Origin of the sequence: Enterococcus sp. DIV0876 (assembly GCF_050529585.1) — a bacterium.
GTDB lineage: Bacteria > Bacillota > Bacilli > Lactobacillales > Enterococcaceae > Enterococcus_D.
Genome location: NZ_CP172882.1, coordinates 212478 through 228239, shown reverse-complemented (window position 1 = coordinate 228239; position 15762 = coordinate 212478). Strand labels below are relative to the sequence as shown.

Genomic DNA, 15762 nt, shown 5'->3' with positions numbered 1-15762 from the left:
CGCACCTCCTTTAGATAAGAATCACTATTACAATACTTCTGGTGCTAGGGAAACGATCTTCATGAAGTTGCCTTCACGCAATTCGCGGGCCACTGGGCCAAAGATACGAGTTCCACGAGGGCTCTTATCATCACGGATAATAACCGCAGCATTTTCATCGAATTTGATATAAGAACCGTCTGTACGACGTGCTCCTGATTTTGTACGAACGATAACGGCTTTAACGACGTCACCTTTTTTGACAACCCCACCTGGCGTTGCTTGTTTGACCGTAGCAACGATCACATCACCAATATTGGCAGTTTTACGACCAGATCCGCCAAGGACTTTGATCGTTAGAATTTCACGGGCACCTGAGTTGTCCGCTACTCTTAATCGGCTTTCTGCTTGGATCACGATGTGTATCCTCCTTTCAGATTTTGCAATTCATAATCTATATAGGAAAATCTCGTGTGATTAGATAATCACTGCCTTTTCAACAATATCTACTAGACGGAAACGTTTCGTAGCTGATAATGGACGAGTTTCCATAATTTTCACGATATCGCCAACTTTTGCTTCGTTGTTTTCATCGTGTGCTTTGTATTTCTTAGAATAGTTCAGACGTTTCCCGTAGATAGGGTGGTTTTTCTTTGTTTCAACAACAACAGTAATGGTTTTATCCATTTTGTCGGATACCACGCGACCTTGGTAAACTTTGCGTTGATTTCTTTCTTCAGTCATACGCTAAATGGCCTCCTTCCACTATTACTTAGCTTGTTCACGCAAAACAGTTTTGATGCGTGCAATCGATTTACGTACTTCTTTGATACGTGCAGTGTTTTCTAATTGACCTGTTGCTAATTGGAATCTAAGATTAAACAATTCTTCTTTCAATTGTTTTTCTTGATCTAGCATTTCGGCAGTGGTTAATTCTCTGATTTCTTTAACCTTCATTCGATTCACCACCCATTTCCTCACGTTTTACGATCTTTGTTTTTACTGGTAATTTGTGAGAAGCAAGACGTAACGCTTCACGCGCAACTTCTTCTGGTACACCAGCGATTTCAAACATGATTTTACCACGTTTTACAGGTGATACCCATCCTTCAGGAGCCCCTTTACCAGAACCCATACGTACCCCAATAGCTTTGGCAGTATAAGATTTGTGAGGGAAAATTTTGATCCATACTTTCCCGCCACGTTTCATATAACGAGTCATAGCGATACGGGCTGCTTCGATTTGACGGTTTGTGATCCAATGTGATTCAACAGCTTGCAAGCCATATTCACCAAAAGATACTTCTTTGCCGCCTTTCGCTTCACCACGCATTTTTCCGCGGAACTCACGACGGTGTTTTACACGTTTAGGTACTAACATGTTTATTTCCCTCCTTTCTCAGTGTTTTTTTTAGTTGGAAGAACTTCTCCACGATAAATCCACACTTTAACTCCTAGTTTTCCGTATGTTGTATCTGCTTCTTCCCATGCGTAATCAATATCCGCACGTAATGTATGAAGTGGAACAGTTCCTTCTGAATAACCTTCTGAACGGGCGATATCTGCACCGTTTAGACGTCCAGAAACTTGTGTTTTGATTCCTTTAGCGCCAGAACGCATGGTGCGTTGGATCGCTTGTTTTTGGGCACGACGGAAAGCAACACGGTTTTCTAATTGACGTGTAATTCCTTCGCCCACTAATTTAGCATCTAAATCTGGTTTTTTGATTTCAACGATGTTGATATGAACTCGTTTGCCAGTTAAGTTGTTTAATTCTTTTCTTAGGTTTTCGACTTCAGATCCGCCTTTACCGATAACCATACCTGGTTTCGCTGTGTGGATTGAAATGTTCACGCGGTTTGCTGCGCGTTCGATTTCAACTGTTGACACTGCGGCATCAGCAAGTTTAGATGCGATAAATTTACGGATTTTCAAATCTTCATGTAGAAATTCAGCATACTCTTTTTCAGCATACCATTTAGCATCCCAGTCACGGATGATGCCTACGCGCATTCCAATTGGATGTACTTTTTGACCCACTGATTGTCCCTCCTTATTTTTCTGATACGACTACAGTAATATGACTTGTACGTTTGTTGATTGGTGATGCTGAACCTTTCGCACGTGGACGGAACCGTTTCATAGTTGGTCCTTCGTTAACGAATGCTTCAGAAACGATCAAGTTTTCAACATCTAAGTCAAAATTATTTTCTGCATTAGCGATAGCTGACATCAAGACTTTCTCGATGATTCCTGCAGCTTTGTTTGGTGTGAACTTTAAGATCGCGATTGCTTCAGCAACGCTTTTCCCTCTGATTAAGTCAATAACTAGACGTGATTTGCGAGGAGAAACGCGGACTGTTTTAGCAGTTGCTTTCGCTGATGTAATTTGTTCTGCCATTTTTGGATATCCTCCCCTCAAAATTAGCGTCTTGTTTTCTTATCATCGGCAGCATGTCCGCGATAAGTTCTAGTTGGTGCAAATTCACCTAATTTGTGTCCTACCATGTCTTCTTGGATGTATACTGGTACGTGTTTCCGTCCATCATACACAGCGATTGTAAAACCGATAAAATTAGGGAAGATTGTAGAACGACGTGACCAAGTTTTGATCACTTTTTTCTTTTCAGCGCCTTCTTGTGCTTCGACCTTTTTCATCAAATGGTCATCGACAAAAGGTCCTTTTTTCAAACTACGACCCATGGTGTACCTCCTCTCAAAATGTGCGACACATGGTCAAGTATATTACTTAGTTTTACGACGACGAACGATAAGTTTGTCTGATTTTGCTTTTTTGTTACGTGTTTTGTATCCAAGGGCAGGTTGTCCCCAAGGTGATACTGGTGCTTTACGTCCGATTGGTGCTTTACCTTCACCACCACCGTGTGGGTGATCGTTAGGGTTCATTACGCTACCACGAACAGTTGGGCGTTTACGCATCCAACGAGAGCGTCCAGCTTTACCGATGTTGATCAATTCATGTTGTTCATTACCAACAGAACCAATCGTTGCACGGCATGAAGCCAAGATCATACGTACTTCGCCTGAGTTCAAGCGGATCAACACGTATTTGCCTTCTTTACCAAGTACTTGTGCACTTGTACCAGCTGAACGGATCAATTGTCCGCCTTTGCCAGGTTTCATTTCGATATTGTGGATAACTGTACCTACTGGAATGTTTTCTAGTGGTAATGCGTTACCTACTTTGATATCTGCTTCTGGACCAGAAACGATTTTTGTGCCAACTTCTAATCCTTTAGGTGCTAAGATATATGCTTTTACTCCATCCTCGTAATGTACTAACGCAATGTTAGCAGAACGGTTTGGATCGTATTCAATCGTTTTGACTGTAGCAACGACATTGTCCTTGTTACGTTTGAAATCGATTATACGGTATTGACGTTTGTGACCGCCACCTTGATGACGAACCGTGATACGTCCGTTGTTGTTACGACCAGCATTGTTTTTCAAAGGAGCTAACAATGTTTTTTCTGGTGTTGAAGTTGTGATTTCAGCGAAATCAGAACTTGTCATATTACGACGGCCGTTCGTGGTAGGTTTGTACTTTTTAATCGCCACGTCTTTTTCCCTCCCATGTAAAATTTATACGTAGACTACTTATTCAGCAGCTTCGAAAATTGTAATTTCTTTTGAATCTTCAGTTAAAGTCACAACAGCTTTGCGACGTTTTTTTGTATATCCTGCATATTTACCCATGCGTTTGAATTTAGGACGAACGTTGATGATATTCACGTTAGCCACTTTCACACCGTCAAAGGCAGCTTCTACAGCTTGTTTTACTAAAGTTTTGTTTGCTTTTGTGTCCACTTCAAAAGTGTATTTCTTGTCATCCATGGCAAGCATTGATTTTTCAGTGATCACTGGGCGTTTAATAACGTCTAGTAAGTTCATTATGCAAGCACCTCCTCGATCTGAGTAAGAGCAGTTTGTGTAACTAGCAATTTATCGCTAGAAACGATATCAAGAACACTAATGTTATCAGCAGTTACTACAGAAACTTTTGGTAAGTTGCGCGCTGATAAAGCGGCAAAGTCGTTTTCAGATTCTAGAACTACCAATACTTTTGAATCAATTGTCAAGTTAGCAAGAACTTGTTTGAATTCTTTTGTTTTAGGCGCATCAAAGCTTAAACCTTCGATTGCGACCAAGTTATTTGAAGCAACTTTTTCTGACAATACAGATTTCATTGCTAAGCGACGAACTTTTTTAGGAAGTTTGTAGCTGTATGAACGTGGTGTTGGTCCGAAGACTACGCCACCTCCACGCCATTGTGGTGAGCGGATCGAACCTTGACGGGCACGACCAGTTCCTTTTTGGCGCCATGGTTTACGGCCACCGCCACGAACGGCACTGCGGTTTTTCACAGCGTGTGTTCCTTGTCTTAATGAAGCGCGTTGCATGATGATTGCATCATAGACAACTGTTTCATTTGGTTCAATTCCGAAGATTTCTTCGTTCAATGTAATTTCGCCATTTTGGCTTCCATCTTGTTTGAATAATGCTACATTCGGCATTCCTTAGTTCCTCCTTTCTTCCTATCTACTTATTTAGCTTTCACAGCTGATTTGATTGTAATCAATGATTTTTTCGCGCCAGGAACGTTTCCTTTGATCAGAATAACGTTGCGTTCTGCGTCTACGCGTACGATTTCCAAGTTTTGGATCGTGATGCGATCGCCACCCATACGGCCAGCTAGACGTTTGTTTTTGAATACACGGTTAGGTGCAACTGGACCCATTGATCCAGGACGACGGTGGTAACGAGATCCGTGAGCCATTGGGCCGCGGCTTTGTCCGTGACGTTTGATAACGCCTTGGAATCCTTTACCTTTTGACGTGCCGGTAACATCAATGATATCGCCTGCTTCAAAAATATCAACTTTGATTTCTGATCCTACTTCTAAGCCCTCAAGCTCTACATTCTTGAATTCGCGAATGAAGCGCTTAGGAGCCGTGTTTGCTTTTGCAACATGACCTTTCGCAGGTTTGTTAGACAAAACTTCACGTTTATCTTGGTAGCCGACTTGAATTGCTTCGTAGCCGTCGTTTTCGATTGTTTTCACTTGTAGGACTACATTAGCAGTAGCTTCAACTACAGTTACTGGAATCAATTCGCCAGATTCAGTGAAGATTTGAGTCATTCCCACTTTTTTCCCTAAGATTCCTTTGGTCATGATTACACCTCCATCTTAATTATTATAGTTTGATTTCGATATTTACACCGCTTGGCAAGTCTAGCTTCATTAAAGCATCAACTGTTTTTGGTGTTGGATTCACAATGTCGATTAGACGTTTGTGTGTACGCATTTCGAATTGTTCGCGTGAATCTTTGTATTTATGTGTCGCACGGATGATCGTGTATAAGCTGCGTTCAGTTGGTAATGGAATTGGACCAGATACGCCAGCTCCAGTTCTTTTTGCAGTTTCTACGATTTTATCCGCTGATTGATCCAAAATACGATGTTCATACGCTTTTAAACGGATACGAATTTTTTGTTTTGCCATTGTTTTCCCTCCTTCGCCTATTTTGAAAAGTAGACATAGCTCCACGAAAATTTTCCGTCACGCTCGTCCATGGCAAAGCGTCCGGGCGTGTCGCAACCTCTCGTTTCGTAGCCGGCAGAAATTTCTTTGCTGCCAGTGTGACTTACGCATTTTACGTAAACAGCACCTTTATGATTATATTACGGATAAACCTTGATTGCAAGCTTTTTTTATTGAAAAACGCGGATTCTTTCGCATTCTTTTCTGAAAACTTTCTTTATGGAATCAAAATAAAAAAAGAAGCACGTCGGCTTCTTTTTTATCTCTGCATTTTTTGCTGGAACGTACGGTCTAGCGCCGTCTTCAACGGGAAATAAAGGATAGCGACCAAAAGAACCGTGACACCAACATTAATGATCGTAGCTGGAAGTTTGACGATAGCAGCTGTCCATGCACTAGCAAACGAACTGCCTAAGTACCACAACATCACTGTATTTTTCCCTTGCGTCATAATCAGCTTTACGATACCTGTAACGATACCAATCACAATGAGCTGCCATACCTTTTGCGGTTTCTTTTTAAATAGTAGAAAAGTCCCATAAGCGGCAGCTCCAACGACAAAACTTTCCAAAATAAAATACGGTGCTTCGGTGGCGTAGCCATTTAACAGATCAAATAGTGCAAAACCTAATCCACCAGCCAAGGAACCATTCACATAGCCTAACAATAATACAGCCAACAAGAGCACCGCATTTCCTAAGTGAACAAAAGCCCCTGTCGGTAACGGGATTTTGATCATGGTGCCAACTACCGTCAGCGCTGTAAAAAGAGCTACGAGAACGATTCGTTGGATTTTTTGATCATTCATGGTTCATCCTTCTTTCCGCTTCATTATAAGCCCCATGCCAAACATGACCTACATAAGGATTGATTGAGACGCCTTGTTTGATGGCAGCAGCAACAAACTCTTTGGCAGTACGAACGCTTTCAAGTATCGTCCACCCTTTGGCTAGACCCGCCGTGATTGCAGCGGAAAAGGTGCAACCGGCCCCATGATTAAAATCTGTATCGATTTTTTCTCCGGCCAATACGGTGAAACTTGCACCATCATATAAGACATCTAACGCTTGATGCGTTTGCAGTCGATGCCCACCTTTCACTATGACATTTTTCGCGCCCAGCTGATAGATTTTCTCAGCTGCAGCCTTCATATCATCCACCGTCATCAGATCCCCCATGCCCGATAAGATACCCGCCTCCACTAAATTAGGCGTTGTTATTTCAGCTAACGGCAATAAATCTTCGATGATTGCTGCAACACTTTTCGGCTGCAAGATATTTGCGGTACCTTTACACGCAATCACAGGATCGATCACTACATGTTTGATATCGCGTTCGTTAATAAAACGTGCAGCCACTTTGATATTTTCTTCATTTCCCATCATCCCCGTCTTGACAGCGTCCATTGCTTTGCCAGCTAACGCTGAAATCAATTGTTTCTCAAGCAACTCCGCTGATATCGACGTGACTTCATGTTGCCACCCTCTCGTTGGATCCATCGTAACGATCGACGCCAAAGAAGCAAATCCAAATGCGCCATACTCTTGAAACGTCTTTAAATCCGCCTCTATCCCTGCCCCGCCTGTAGAATCGGAACCTGCAATCGTTAGTACTTTTTTCATCTTCTTCAACTCCTTTTTCCCAGTATAGACAATCTTCTCCTTGACGAAAAGAGCCATTTGGCTTATTTTAGAACCATCCAATTGAAGAAAGGTGGTTCATTATGGTATTTATGATCGATAAAACAAGCAACCAACCTCTTTACCAGCAAATCGTCGCCTATTTCATCGATCAGATTCAAAGCGGCAGATATGGTCCTGGCGATCGTTTGCCTCCAGAAAGAGAACTGGCGCATTCTTTTGCGGTCAACCGATCAACAGTTGTCAAAGCATTGGATGAACTCAAAAGTCTTGGTTGGATTTCAAGGAAACAAGGCAGCGGATCAAAGGTTTTAGAAGGACGTTGGGGCAGTCGGCAAGCACCATTGTCCTATTTGAGGGCCTCTTTAGATAGTCCTTATTTGCAACAAGATCCCTTTATCACTGAAATCCAACAATTGCGCCAGCAACCGGAAGTCCTTGATTTGTATACCGGTGATCTTCCCCCTAATTTGATTCCAGATTTTGCCTTTCCTGCATTTACTTGGGAAGAAATCAGAAAAGAAAGTCAGCTATTATCACCTTCTGGCTATCGACCACTTGAGGAAACACTGCTGCGCCATTTGAGTGAAGCGTTTGACCTCAATGCAAAAGGGCAAAAATTGGTGATCACTGCTGGTTCCACACAAGGCATCACTCTTTTGATGCAAGTTTTGTTACGGGCCGGAGATTGCATTGCCACTGAAGATCCTTCTTTTCTATTTGCCTTACCGCTTTTTTCAACAATGAATGTACAATTGATTGGTATCCAACAAGATCTGGAGGGGATTTTGCCTCAAGCATTAGAGCGTACATTGAAAGAAAAGAAAATCAAATTTGTCTACTTAAACCCAAGCTTTCAAAATCCAACCGGCCATACAATGAGCTTAGGCAGACGCAAGGCAATCATTTCATTGTGTCAACGGTATCAAGTGCCTATTATTGAAGATGATGTCTTTGGTGAATTGGCTTTGGCAGAAACGCCACCTAAATTGAAGGCGTTAGCACCTGAAACGGTTATTTATCTCGGTTCATTATCGAAACTTCTCGGCTCTTCCATCAAAATCGGCTGGCTTTTGGCGCCAGAAGCATTGGCAGAGCAATTTGCACAAGCCAAGCGTCGGATGTCTATCGACACGACGATTTTCCCACAAGTATTGGCAAACATTGCATTACAGTCTTCTGATTATCAGCGCCAACAGGAACAGTTAGTACAAGAAATGATCCACCGTAGCGCTGCATTCGAAAAGATATTGTTGCCTTTTAAAGATGATTGGCAGTGGCAACCGATCAAAGGCGGCCTTTATTTCTGGTTGCACTGGCGACACGCCCCCTTGCGCCGTGGTGATTGGCAGATTTTCTTGCGTAATGGGCTTTTAGTTGCCCCAGCTTTTTTGTTTAGTAATGAAACAAGTGCTGTACGCCTCAATTACACACGCTTATCAGCGAATGACCTCACACAATTTACGGATCACTTTCAACGGATCACATTACAATTAAAGGAGCAATCAAATGAACGAAACCATTAAACTTTTACAAAACCATAGAACCTATCGGCAATTCGACCCTCACTATCAGCTGCCCAATGACCAATTGCAAGCTATCTTGGATGCAGCTCGCCAAGCCCCAAGCTGGATGAATGGACAAGCCTATTCAATCATTGTGATCGACGATCCTGCCATTCGCGAGCAATTGGTTCGTTGGAATCCAGGTAATCCCCATATTGCTGCAAGCTCAGTCTTTCTTCTGTTCTTGGCTGATTTACAAAGAACCAAACAAGTAGCCGAGGCCAAAAGCACACCTTACCGCATTGACGAAGGGTATCAACCGCTTTTGATTGCTACCACAGATGCGAGCATTGCATTGCAAACTGCAGCGATTGCTGCAGAATCTCTAGGGTTAGGCACTGTAATTTCTGGCAGTGTGAGAAAGGATAGCCGCAAAATCGCCGAACTACTCGATTTACCAGCATATGTCTATCCTGTTGCTGGTTTAAGCATTGGCAAGCCTATTGTAGATATGGCAGTCAAACCACGGATACCTGAAGCAGCAGTTATTCACTATAATGGCTATCAACCATATACCTATGATGTCATCGACGCATATGACGAAACGATGACTGCATTTGGAGAAGCACGAGAAACAAAGAGTTGGTCTGACAAATTTGCAGGGTTTTATAGCCATGTCCCAGACCAAGGATTTGATCAATTTTTGAAAGATCAACATTTAGCAAAATAACACAAAAAAAGCAGAAGCGCATGCGCTTCTGCTTTTTGATTCAATCTAATTAAGCTTGGATTGAAGTTACAACGCCTGAACCAACAGTACGTCCGCCTTCACGAATTGAGAAACGAGTTCCGTCTTCGATAGCGATTGGGTGGATCAATTCAACGTCGATTGTTACGTTATCACCAGGCATAACCATTTCAGTGCCTTCTGGTAATTCAACAACACCAGTTACGTCAGTTGTACGGAAGTAGAACTGAGGACGGTAGTTAGTGAAGAATGGTGTATGACGTCCACCTTCTTCTTTTGTTAAAACGTAAACTTCAGCTTTAAATTTTGTATGAGGTGTGATTGTACCAGCTTTAGCCAATACTTGTCCACGTTGGATGTCTTCACGAGCAACACCACGTAGTAATGCACCAATGTTATCCCCTGCTTCAGCATAGTCTAACAATTTACGGAACATTTCAACACCAGTTACAGTTGTTTTTGCAGTTTCTTCAGCAATACCAACGATTTCAACTTCGTCACCAACGCGAACTTGTCCACGTTCAACACGGCCTGTAGCAACAGTACCACGTCCAGTGATTGAGAATACGTCTTCGACTGGCATCATGAATGGTTTGTCAGTGTCACGTTCTGGAGTTGGAACGTATTCATCAACAGCAGCCATCAATTCTAAGATTTTTTCTTCGTATGAAGCTTCGCCTTCAAGAGCTTTCAAGGCAGAACCAGCGATTACAGGAACATCGTCGCCTGGGAAGTCATATTCTGACAATAAGTCACGAACTTCCATTTCAACTAATTCAAGTAATTCTTCGTCATCGACCATATCCATTTTGTTTAAGAAAACAACGATGTATGGTACACCAACGTTACGAGATAATAGGATGTGTTCGCGTGTTTGAGGCATAGGACCATCAGCAGCAGATACTACTAAGATCGCGCCGTCCATTTGAGCAGCACCAGTGATCATGTTTTTAACGTAGTCCGCGTGTCCTGGGCAGTCAACGTGAGCATAGTGACGAGCTTCTGTTTCGTACTCAACGTGAGCTGTAGAGATAGTGATTCCGCGTTCGCGTTCTTCTGGAGCGCCATCGATTTGGTCATAAGCAGATGCTTTTGCCAAGCCTTTTTTAGCTAATACAGTTGTGATTGCAGCTGTAAGTGTAGTTTTACCATGGTCAACGTGTCCGATCGTACCAATGTTCACGTGGGGTTTAGAACGGTCAAATTTTTCTTTTGCCATTTTAAAATGTTCCTCCTAAAAAAAAGATTATTTTTATATTTTGATAGGTAGGGAGCAATTGCTCCCCATCCCTTATCATCGATAATATTGTACACGAATCTCTCAAAAAAATATAGCTTTTTGATGAATTTCGTATGAGTCCATCAATTATTCAGCTTTGCCGCCGTTTTTCTTGATGATTTCTTCTTGAACAGATTTAGGTACATCTTCATAGTGATCAAATGTCATCATGAAGGTACCGCGACCTTGTGTTGATGAACGAAGTGTAGTTGCGTAACCGAACATTTCAGCTAATGGCACGATTGCGTTCACGATTTGTGAGTTACCGTGTGCTTCCATGCCTTCTACGCGTCCACGACGAGCAGTTACGTGGCCCATTACATCACCTAAGTAATCTTCAGGGACAGTGATAACAACTTTCATCATTGGTTCAAGAATCACTGGATTTGCTTTCTTAGCAGCAGCACGTAAAGCCATAGATGCTGCAACACGGAAGGCAGTTTCACTTGAATCGACATCATGGTATGAACCATCATAAAGTTTTGCTTTGATGTCTACTAATGGGTAACCGGCTAAGACACCGTTCGCCATTGAGTCTTCAAGACCTTTTTCAACCGCTGGGATGTATTCACGAGGAACCACACCACCGACGATCGCGTTTTCGAATTCGAAGCCTTTACCTTCTTCGTTTGGTGTAAATTCGACCCATACGTGACCGTATTGACCTTTACCACCAGACTGACGTACAAATTTACCTTCCGCTTGTGTTGCTGCACGGAATGTTTCACGATAAGAAACTTGAGGCGCACCTACGTTTGCTTCAACTTTAAATTCGCGACGCATACGGTCAACTAAAACGTCCAAGTGAAGTTCTCCCATACCAGCGATAACAGTTTCGCCTGTTTCAGCGTTTGTTTCAACACGGAATGATGGATCTTCTTCAGCAAGTTTTTGTAAAGCAATCCCCATTTTATCTTGGTCAGCTTTTGATTTAGGCTCAACAGCTACTTCGATAACTGGTTCTGGGAATTCGATTGATTCAAGGATAACTGGTGCTTTTTCGTCACACAATGTATCCCCTGTTGTTGTATCTTTCAAACCAACTGCTGCCGCGATATCGCCTGAGTAAACCGTTTGGATCTCAGCACGTGTGTTGGCATGCATTTGCAGGATACGACCGATACGTTCGCGTTTGTCTTTTGATGCATTCAATACATATGATCCAGAGTTCAAGACACCTGAATACACACGGAAGAATGTCAAACGACCTACGAATGGGTCAGTCATTACTTTAAATGCCAATGAAGCAAATGGTGCTTCATCATCAGCTGGACGATCAGTTTCTTCGTCTGTCTTAGGATTGATCCCTTTGATCGCAGGAACATCAAGTGGTGAAGGAAGATAGTCGATAACAGCATCCAACATCATTTGAACCCCTTTGTTTTTAAAGGCAGATCCACAAAGTACAGGGAAAAAGTCAACTGTTAATGTTGCTTGACGGATACCAGCTTTCAATTCTTCTTCAGTGATTTCTTCACCTTCCAAGAATTTCATCATTAGTTCTTCGTCAGTATCAGCAACAGCTTCGATCAATTTTTCGCGCCATTCTTCAGCTAATTCTACATAATCTTCAGGAATTTCAGTCTCTTGGATTTCAGTTCCTAAGTCATTTGTGTACATTTCAGCTTTCATTTTAACTAAGTCGATGATACCGACAAAGTCATCTTCCGCACCAATTGGTAATTGGATTGGATGCGCATTTGCTTGCAAGCGATCATGTAAAGTAGATACAGAATATAAGAAGTCTGCACCGATTTTATCCATTTTGTTACAGAATACAACACGTGGTACGCGGTAGTCTGTCGCTTGACGCCATACTGTTTCAGTTTGAGGTTCTACACCTGATTGTGAGTCTAAAACTGTTACAGCACCATCTAATACACGCAATGAACGTTGTACTTCGATCGTGAAGTCCACGTGTCCTGGTGTGTCGATGATATTTACGCGGTTTCCTTTCCATTGCGCAGTTGTCGCAGCAGAAGTGATCGTGATTCCGCGTTCTTGTTCTTGTTCCATCCAGTCCATTTGAGAAGCACCTTCATGTGTTTCACCAATTTTATGGATTTTACCAGTGTAATAAAGGATACGTTCAGTTGTTGTTGTTTTACCAGCATCAACGTGGGCCATGATTCCGATATTACGAGTTTTTTCTAGCGAAAATTCTCTTGCCATTCTAGGTTGTTCCCCTCTCATTCATACTTAACTTGCGTTAAGGTTGTGTCTCAGTACCTTCAAATAAAAAGCAGTGAGGATCTTACCAACGATAGTGAGCAAATGCGCGGTTGGCTTCCGCCATTTTGTGTGTGTCTTCGCGTTTTTTCACAGAAGCGCCAGTGTTGTTAGCAGCATCCATGATTTCTTTCGCTAAACGTTCTTCCATTGTGTGTTCGCCACGCAAACGTGCGTAGTTAACGACCCAACGAAGACCTAAAGTCGTACGACGTTCTGGACGTACTTCTACAGGGACTTGGTAGTTAGAACCGCCGACACGACGTGCTTTAACTTCCAATACAGGCATAATGTTTTTCATTGCTTGTTCGAAAACTTCCAATGGATCATTACCTGTAGATTCTTTGATAATGCCAAAAGCATTATAGATAATATTTGCAGCAACACCGCGTTTACCATCAACCATTACACGGTTGATCAAACGAGTTACTAATTTTGAGTTATAAATAGGATCTGGTAAAACATCACGTTTTGCAACAGGACCTTTACGAGGCATCCGTAACTCCTCCTTCCGAAATATCAGTTCTGATTTAAATACGATTCATTTGATCGTTATGTTTTAAAGATTAAGCTTTGGGACGTTTTGTTCCATATTTAGAACGAGATTGTTTACGGTCGTTAACGCCGGCTGTATCCAATGCACCACGAACGATATGGTAACGTACCCCTGGTAAGTCTTTTACACGTCCACCACGTAGCAATACCACGCTGTGTTCTTGCAAGTTATGACCGATACCTGGAATATAAGCTGTCACTTCAATCAAGTTTGACAAACGAACACGTGCGTATTTACGTAGAGCCGAGTTCGGTTTTTTCGGTGTCATTGTTCCCACACGAGTAGCTACCCCACGCTTTTGAGGTGAGTTAACATTCGTTTGAGCTTTCTTGAAACTGTTATATCCTTTGTTCAATGCTGGTGAATTTGATTTTTCAACCTTGGATTTACGAGGTTTACGTACTAATTGATTAATTGTAGGCATCCCTTGTTGTCCTCCTTCCTTGATTCGCTTTATAGTCCCACACATCCAGGTGGTTCTTTTTTTGCGATAAAAAATAATGCAGTTCCTGCATTCGTATCAAACTATGCTTTGATAGACAGTCAGCACGTCTCCATCGAGAGACCTGTAGATAAAGCACCTTTGATAGAATATCATGCTTTAACCGGTCTGTCAACCAGTCTCCTCTCTTTTTTGGGGATGTTTCCATAAATTTTCCTCAAAAAATATTTTTGGTTCTGATGTTCTTTTTCTCACTTCTTCTATTATAATAGAAGACAGCAACGGAAATTTTTAAAAGGCGGGGAAAATATGAATTTAAAAGAAATGGTCGGCATTGAAGCAGCTGGATACGTGAAAGATGGCATGGTCGTCGGTCTAGGTACCGGTTCAACTGCTTACTATATGATCGAAGAACTAGGGCGTCGGGTCAAAGAAGAGAACTTATCGATCATCGGTGTGCCTACTTCTTATGCATCAAAAAAACAGGCAGAAGCGTTAGGGATTCCTGTCCGTACGATCGATGAAGTGGAAGCTGTTGATTTGACCATTGATGGTGCAGACGAAATCAGCTCAGACAATCACGGTATCAAGGGTGGCGGTGCAGCATTGCTGTTTGAAAAAATCGTTGCCACCTATTCAAAAAAAGTCTTATGGATCGTAGATGAGTCGAAAATGGTCGATACGCTTGGTGCTTTTCCACTACCAGTGGAGGTCATTCCATATGGCAGCCAACAAGTACTCCGTCTTTTTGAAAAACAAGGCTATCGTCCGGTTTTGCGTCTTGATGAAGATGGCACCCCAGTCAAAACGGATTGCCACAACTATATCATCGATCTTCATTTAGATACGATTGCTGATCCTGAAGCACTGGCAGTTACTTTAGATAGTACAGTCGGTGTGGTTGAACATGGTTTATTCTTAAATATGGTCCACACGATCATCATTGGAAAATCTAACGGACCTGCTGTTAATCACGTCCGTCCATAAAGAGGGGTCCCCCCCCTCTTTTTATTCATAAAAAAAGATATTGTTTATTTTTTGTGCAAATTGACCTATCGTTTATACATGGTTTATGCTATATTCAAATAAAAAGAAAGGCAGGAGGCACTATGAAAGTCATTGGTTACGCCCGCACTACCATCATGGACGAGGATGCAAGTGAACAAATAAACAAGCTGAAACAATTTGGCTGTCATGAATTTTTTCATGACACGTATTCGATTGAAGAAAATGAAGAACAACATACCTTAGAGTCTGTGCTGGCGCACATGCACCCCGGTGATATGATCGTGGTCACCGAACTTTATCGAATTGGTAAAACTACCAGACAATTGACTGAATTAACTGACTTATTGAAGAATAAACAAATAGATCTGGTTTCTATTCAAGAGGATATTGATACAAGTCAATCAATGGGGCATATTTATTTCAATCTAATGGAAGGGCTTGCGGTCATGGAACGTTCATTGATCAAAGAACGGACACTTGTGGGATTGAATAATGCCCGTAAAAAAGGGAAAATTGGCGGCCGACCAAAAATCGACCTGAAAACAGTCAAAAAGATCCGCCATTTATATTATGATAAGAAAGAAACAATCCAATTCATTTCTACCAAGTGCAACGTTTCTGTTGGTACATGTTATAAATACATAAAAATCCCAGAAGACGAATGGCAGAAATTACTATCTTGATACCCAAGAGGCTCCCCCTATAAGCCTCTTTTTTGTATTACTTATGTATTTTCATCCAGCTTTTCCGCTAAAATCATGGAAATTCTTTGAGAAAGAGTGTACAATAAACAGGGAATTGAAAATTTCAGA

At 42.0% G+C, this 15762-nt stretch carries 22 protein-coding genes; 4 read left to right on the top strand and 18 right to left on the bottom strand.

Going from position 1 to position 15762, the window contains the following annotated elements; all coding sequences use genetic code 11:
- Positions 1-27: 27 nt before the first annotated feature.
- From rplN to thiD, 14 genes are all read right to left on the bottom strand, one after another.
- On the bottom strand, positions 28-396 hold the full coding sequence (gene rplN / locus IGI41_RS01150; protein ID WP_003128006.1) for a 50S ribosomal protein L14: 369 nt from the start codon (positions 394-396) through the stop codon (positions 28-30).
- 60 nt (positions 397-456) lie between these two features.
- Positions 457-723 carry a 30S ribosomal protein S17 gene (gene rpsQ, locus IGI41_RS01145; protein ID WP_086273303.1) on the bottom strand — a complete coding sequence of 89 codons (267 nt, stop codon included), beginning with the start codon at positions 721-723 and terminating at the stop codon, positions 457-459.
- Positions 724-747: 24 nt separating this feature from the next.
- Complete coding sequence (rpmC, locus tag IGI41_RS01140) at positions 748-936, bottom strand: 50S ribosomal protein L29 (RefSeq protein ID WP_002288664.1); 189 nt, start codon at positions 934-936, stop codon at positions 748-750.
- Entirely contained in the window at positions 926-1360 is a 435-nt protein-coding gene (gene rplP / locus IGI41_RS01135; RefSeq protein ID WP_430610786.1) for a 50S ribosomal protein L16, read from the bottom strand. Before rplP ends, rpmC begins: the two co-directional genes overlap by 11 nt.
- 2 nt (positions 1361-1362) lie before the next feature.
- Positions 1363-2019 (bottom strand): 30S ribosomal protein S3, encoded by a 657-nt coding sequence (rpsC, locus tag IGI41_RS01130; protein WP_430610785.1) that lies wholly within the window; start codon positions 2017-2019, stop codon positions 1363-1365.
- A 13-nt stretch (positions 2020-2032) separates the two neighbouring features.
- A complete protein-coding gene (gene rplV / locus IGI41_RS01125; protein WP_003127973.1) occupies positions 2033-2380 on the bottom strand; it encodes a 50S ribosomal protein L22 in 348 nt (115 codons plus the stop codon).
- A 23-nt stretch (positions 2381-2403) separates the two neighbouring features.
- Entirely contained in the window at positions 2404-2682 is a 279-nt protein-coding gene (gene rpsS, locus IGI41_RS01120; protein ID WP_005226914.1) for a 30S ribosomal protein S19, read from the bottom strand.
- A 42-nt stretch (positions 2683-2724) separates the two neighbouring features.
- The gene (gene rplB, locus IGI41_RS01115; RefSeq protein WP_430610784.1) at positions 2725-3558 is read right to left on the bottom strand and encodes a 50S ribosomal protein L2; all 834 of its coding nucleotides are present in this window, start codon (positions 3556-3558) and stop codon (positions 2725-2727) included.
- A gap of 39 nt (positions 3559-3597) precedes the next feature.
- Positions 3598-3891, bottom strand: coding sequence for a 50S ribosomal protein L23 (locus IGI41_RS01110; protein WP_430610783.1), 294 nt, complete (start codon positions 3889-3891; stop codon positions 3598-3600).
- Positions 3891-4514 carry a 50S ribosomal protein L4 gene (rplD, locus tag IGI41_RS01105; protein WP_430610782.1) on the bottom strand — a complete coding sequence of 208 codons (624 nt, stop codon included), beginning with the start codon at positions 4512-4514 and terminating at the stop codon, positions 3891-3893. The genes IGI41_RS01110 and rplD overlap by 1 nt, the downstream gene beginning before the upstream one ends.
- A gap of 29 nt (positions 4515-4543) precedes the next feature.
- Positions 4544-5173, bottom strand: a complete 630-nt coding sequence (gene rplC / locus IGI41_RS01100; protein WP_430610781.1) for a 50S ribosomal protein L3 — start codon at positions 5171-5173, stop codon at positions 4544-4546.
- Positions 5174-5195: 22 nt separating this feature from the next.
- The gene (gene rpsJ / locus IGI41_RS01095; protein ID WP_003127966.1) at positions 5196-5504 is read right to left on the bottom strand and encodes a 30S ribosomal protein S10; all 309 of its coding nucleotides are present in this window, start codon (positions 5502-5504) and stop codon (positions 5196-5198) included.
- Positions 5505-5802: 298 nt separating this feature from the next.
- A complete protein-coding gene (locus IGI41_RS01090; RefSeq protein WP_430610780.1) occupies positions 5803-6351 on the bottom strand; it encodes an ECF transporter S component in 549 nt (182 codons plus the stop codon).
- Entirely contained in the window at positions 6344-7165 is an 822-nt protein-coding gene (gene thiD, locus IGI41_RS01085) for a bifunctional hydroxymethylpyrimidine kinase/phosphomethylpyrimidine kinase (protein WP_430610778.1), read from the bottom strand. The genes IGI41_RS01090 and thiD overlap by 8 nt, the downstream gene beginning before the upstream one ends.
- 101 nt (positions 7166-7266) lie before the next feature.
- Between thiD and IGI41_RS01080 the strand changes: the two genes are divergently transcribed.
- Positions 7267-8709: a PLP-dependent aminotransferase family protein gene (locus tag IGI41_RS01080; protein WP_430610776.1), complete on the top strand. Its 1443-nt coding sequence runs from the start codon at positions 7267-7269 to the stop codon at positions 8707-8709.
- Positions 8693-9418 carry a nitroreductase family protein gene (locus IGI41_RS01075; protein ID WP_430610774.1) on the top strand — a complete coding sequence of 242 codons (726 nt, stop codon included), beginning with the start codon at positions 8693-8695 and terminating at the stop codon, positions 9416-9418. The genes IGI41_RS01080 and IGI41_RS01075 overlap by 17 nt, the downstream gene beginning before the upstream one ends.
- A gap of 49 nt (positions 9419-9467) precedes the next feature.
- Here IGI41_RS01075 and tuf read toward each other — a convergent pair whose 3' ends face one another.
- The 4 genes from tuf to rpsL all read right to left on the bottom strand — a co-directional run bounded on the left by tuf (position 9468) and on the right by rpsL (position 13924).
- Complete coding sequence (gene tuf / locus IGI41_RS01070; RefSeq protein WP_430610772.1) at positions 9468-10655, bottom strand: elongation factor Tu; 1188 nt, start codon at positions 10653-10655, stop codon at positions 9468-9470.
- 147 nt (positions 10656-10802) lie between these two features.
- Positions 10803-12887, bottom strand: a complete 2085-nt coding sequence (gene fusA, locus IGI41_RS01065; RefSeq protein WP_430610770.1) for an elongation factor G — start codon at positions 12885-12887, stop codon at positions 10803-10805.
- Between the two features lie 82 nt (positions 12888-12969).
- Positions 12970-13440 carry a 30S ribosomal protein S7 gene (gene rpsG / locus IGI41_RS01060; RefSeq protein WP_003127957.1) on the bottom strand — a complete coding sequence of 157 codons (471 nt, stop codon included), beginning with the start codon at positions 13438-13440 and terminating at the stop codon, positions 12970-12972.
- A gap of 70 nt (positions 13441-13510) precedes the next feature.
- Positions 13511-13924: a 30S ribosomal protein S12 gene (rpsL, locus tag IGI41_RS01055; RefSeq protein WP_003127956.1), complete on the bottom strand. Its 414-nt coding sequence runs from the start codon at positions 13922-13924 to the stop codon at positions 13511-13513.
- A 327-nt stretch (positions 13925-14251) separates the two neighbouring features.
- On the opposite strand from rpsL, the gene rpiA reads away from it, so the two are divergent.
- Positions 14252-14929, top strand: a complete 678-nt coding sequence (gene rpiA / locus IGI41_RS01050) for a ribose-5-phosphate isomerase RpiA (protein ID WP_430610768.1) — start codon at positions 14252-14254, stop codon at positions 14927-14929.
- A 122-nt stretch (positions 14930-15051) separates the two neighbouring features.
- On the top strand, positions 15052-15633 hold the full coding sequence (locus tag IGI41_RS01045; protein WP_430610767.1) for a recombinase family protein: 582 nt from the start codon (positions 15052-15054) through the stop codon (positions 15631-15633).
- The last annotated feature ends 129 nt before the right edge of the window (positions 15634-15762 follow it).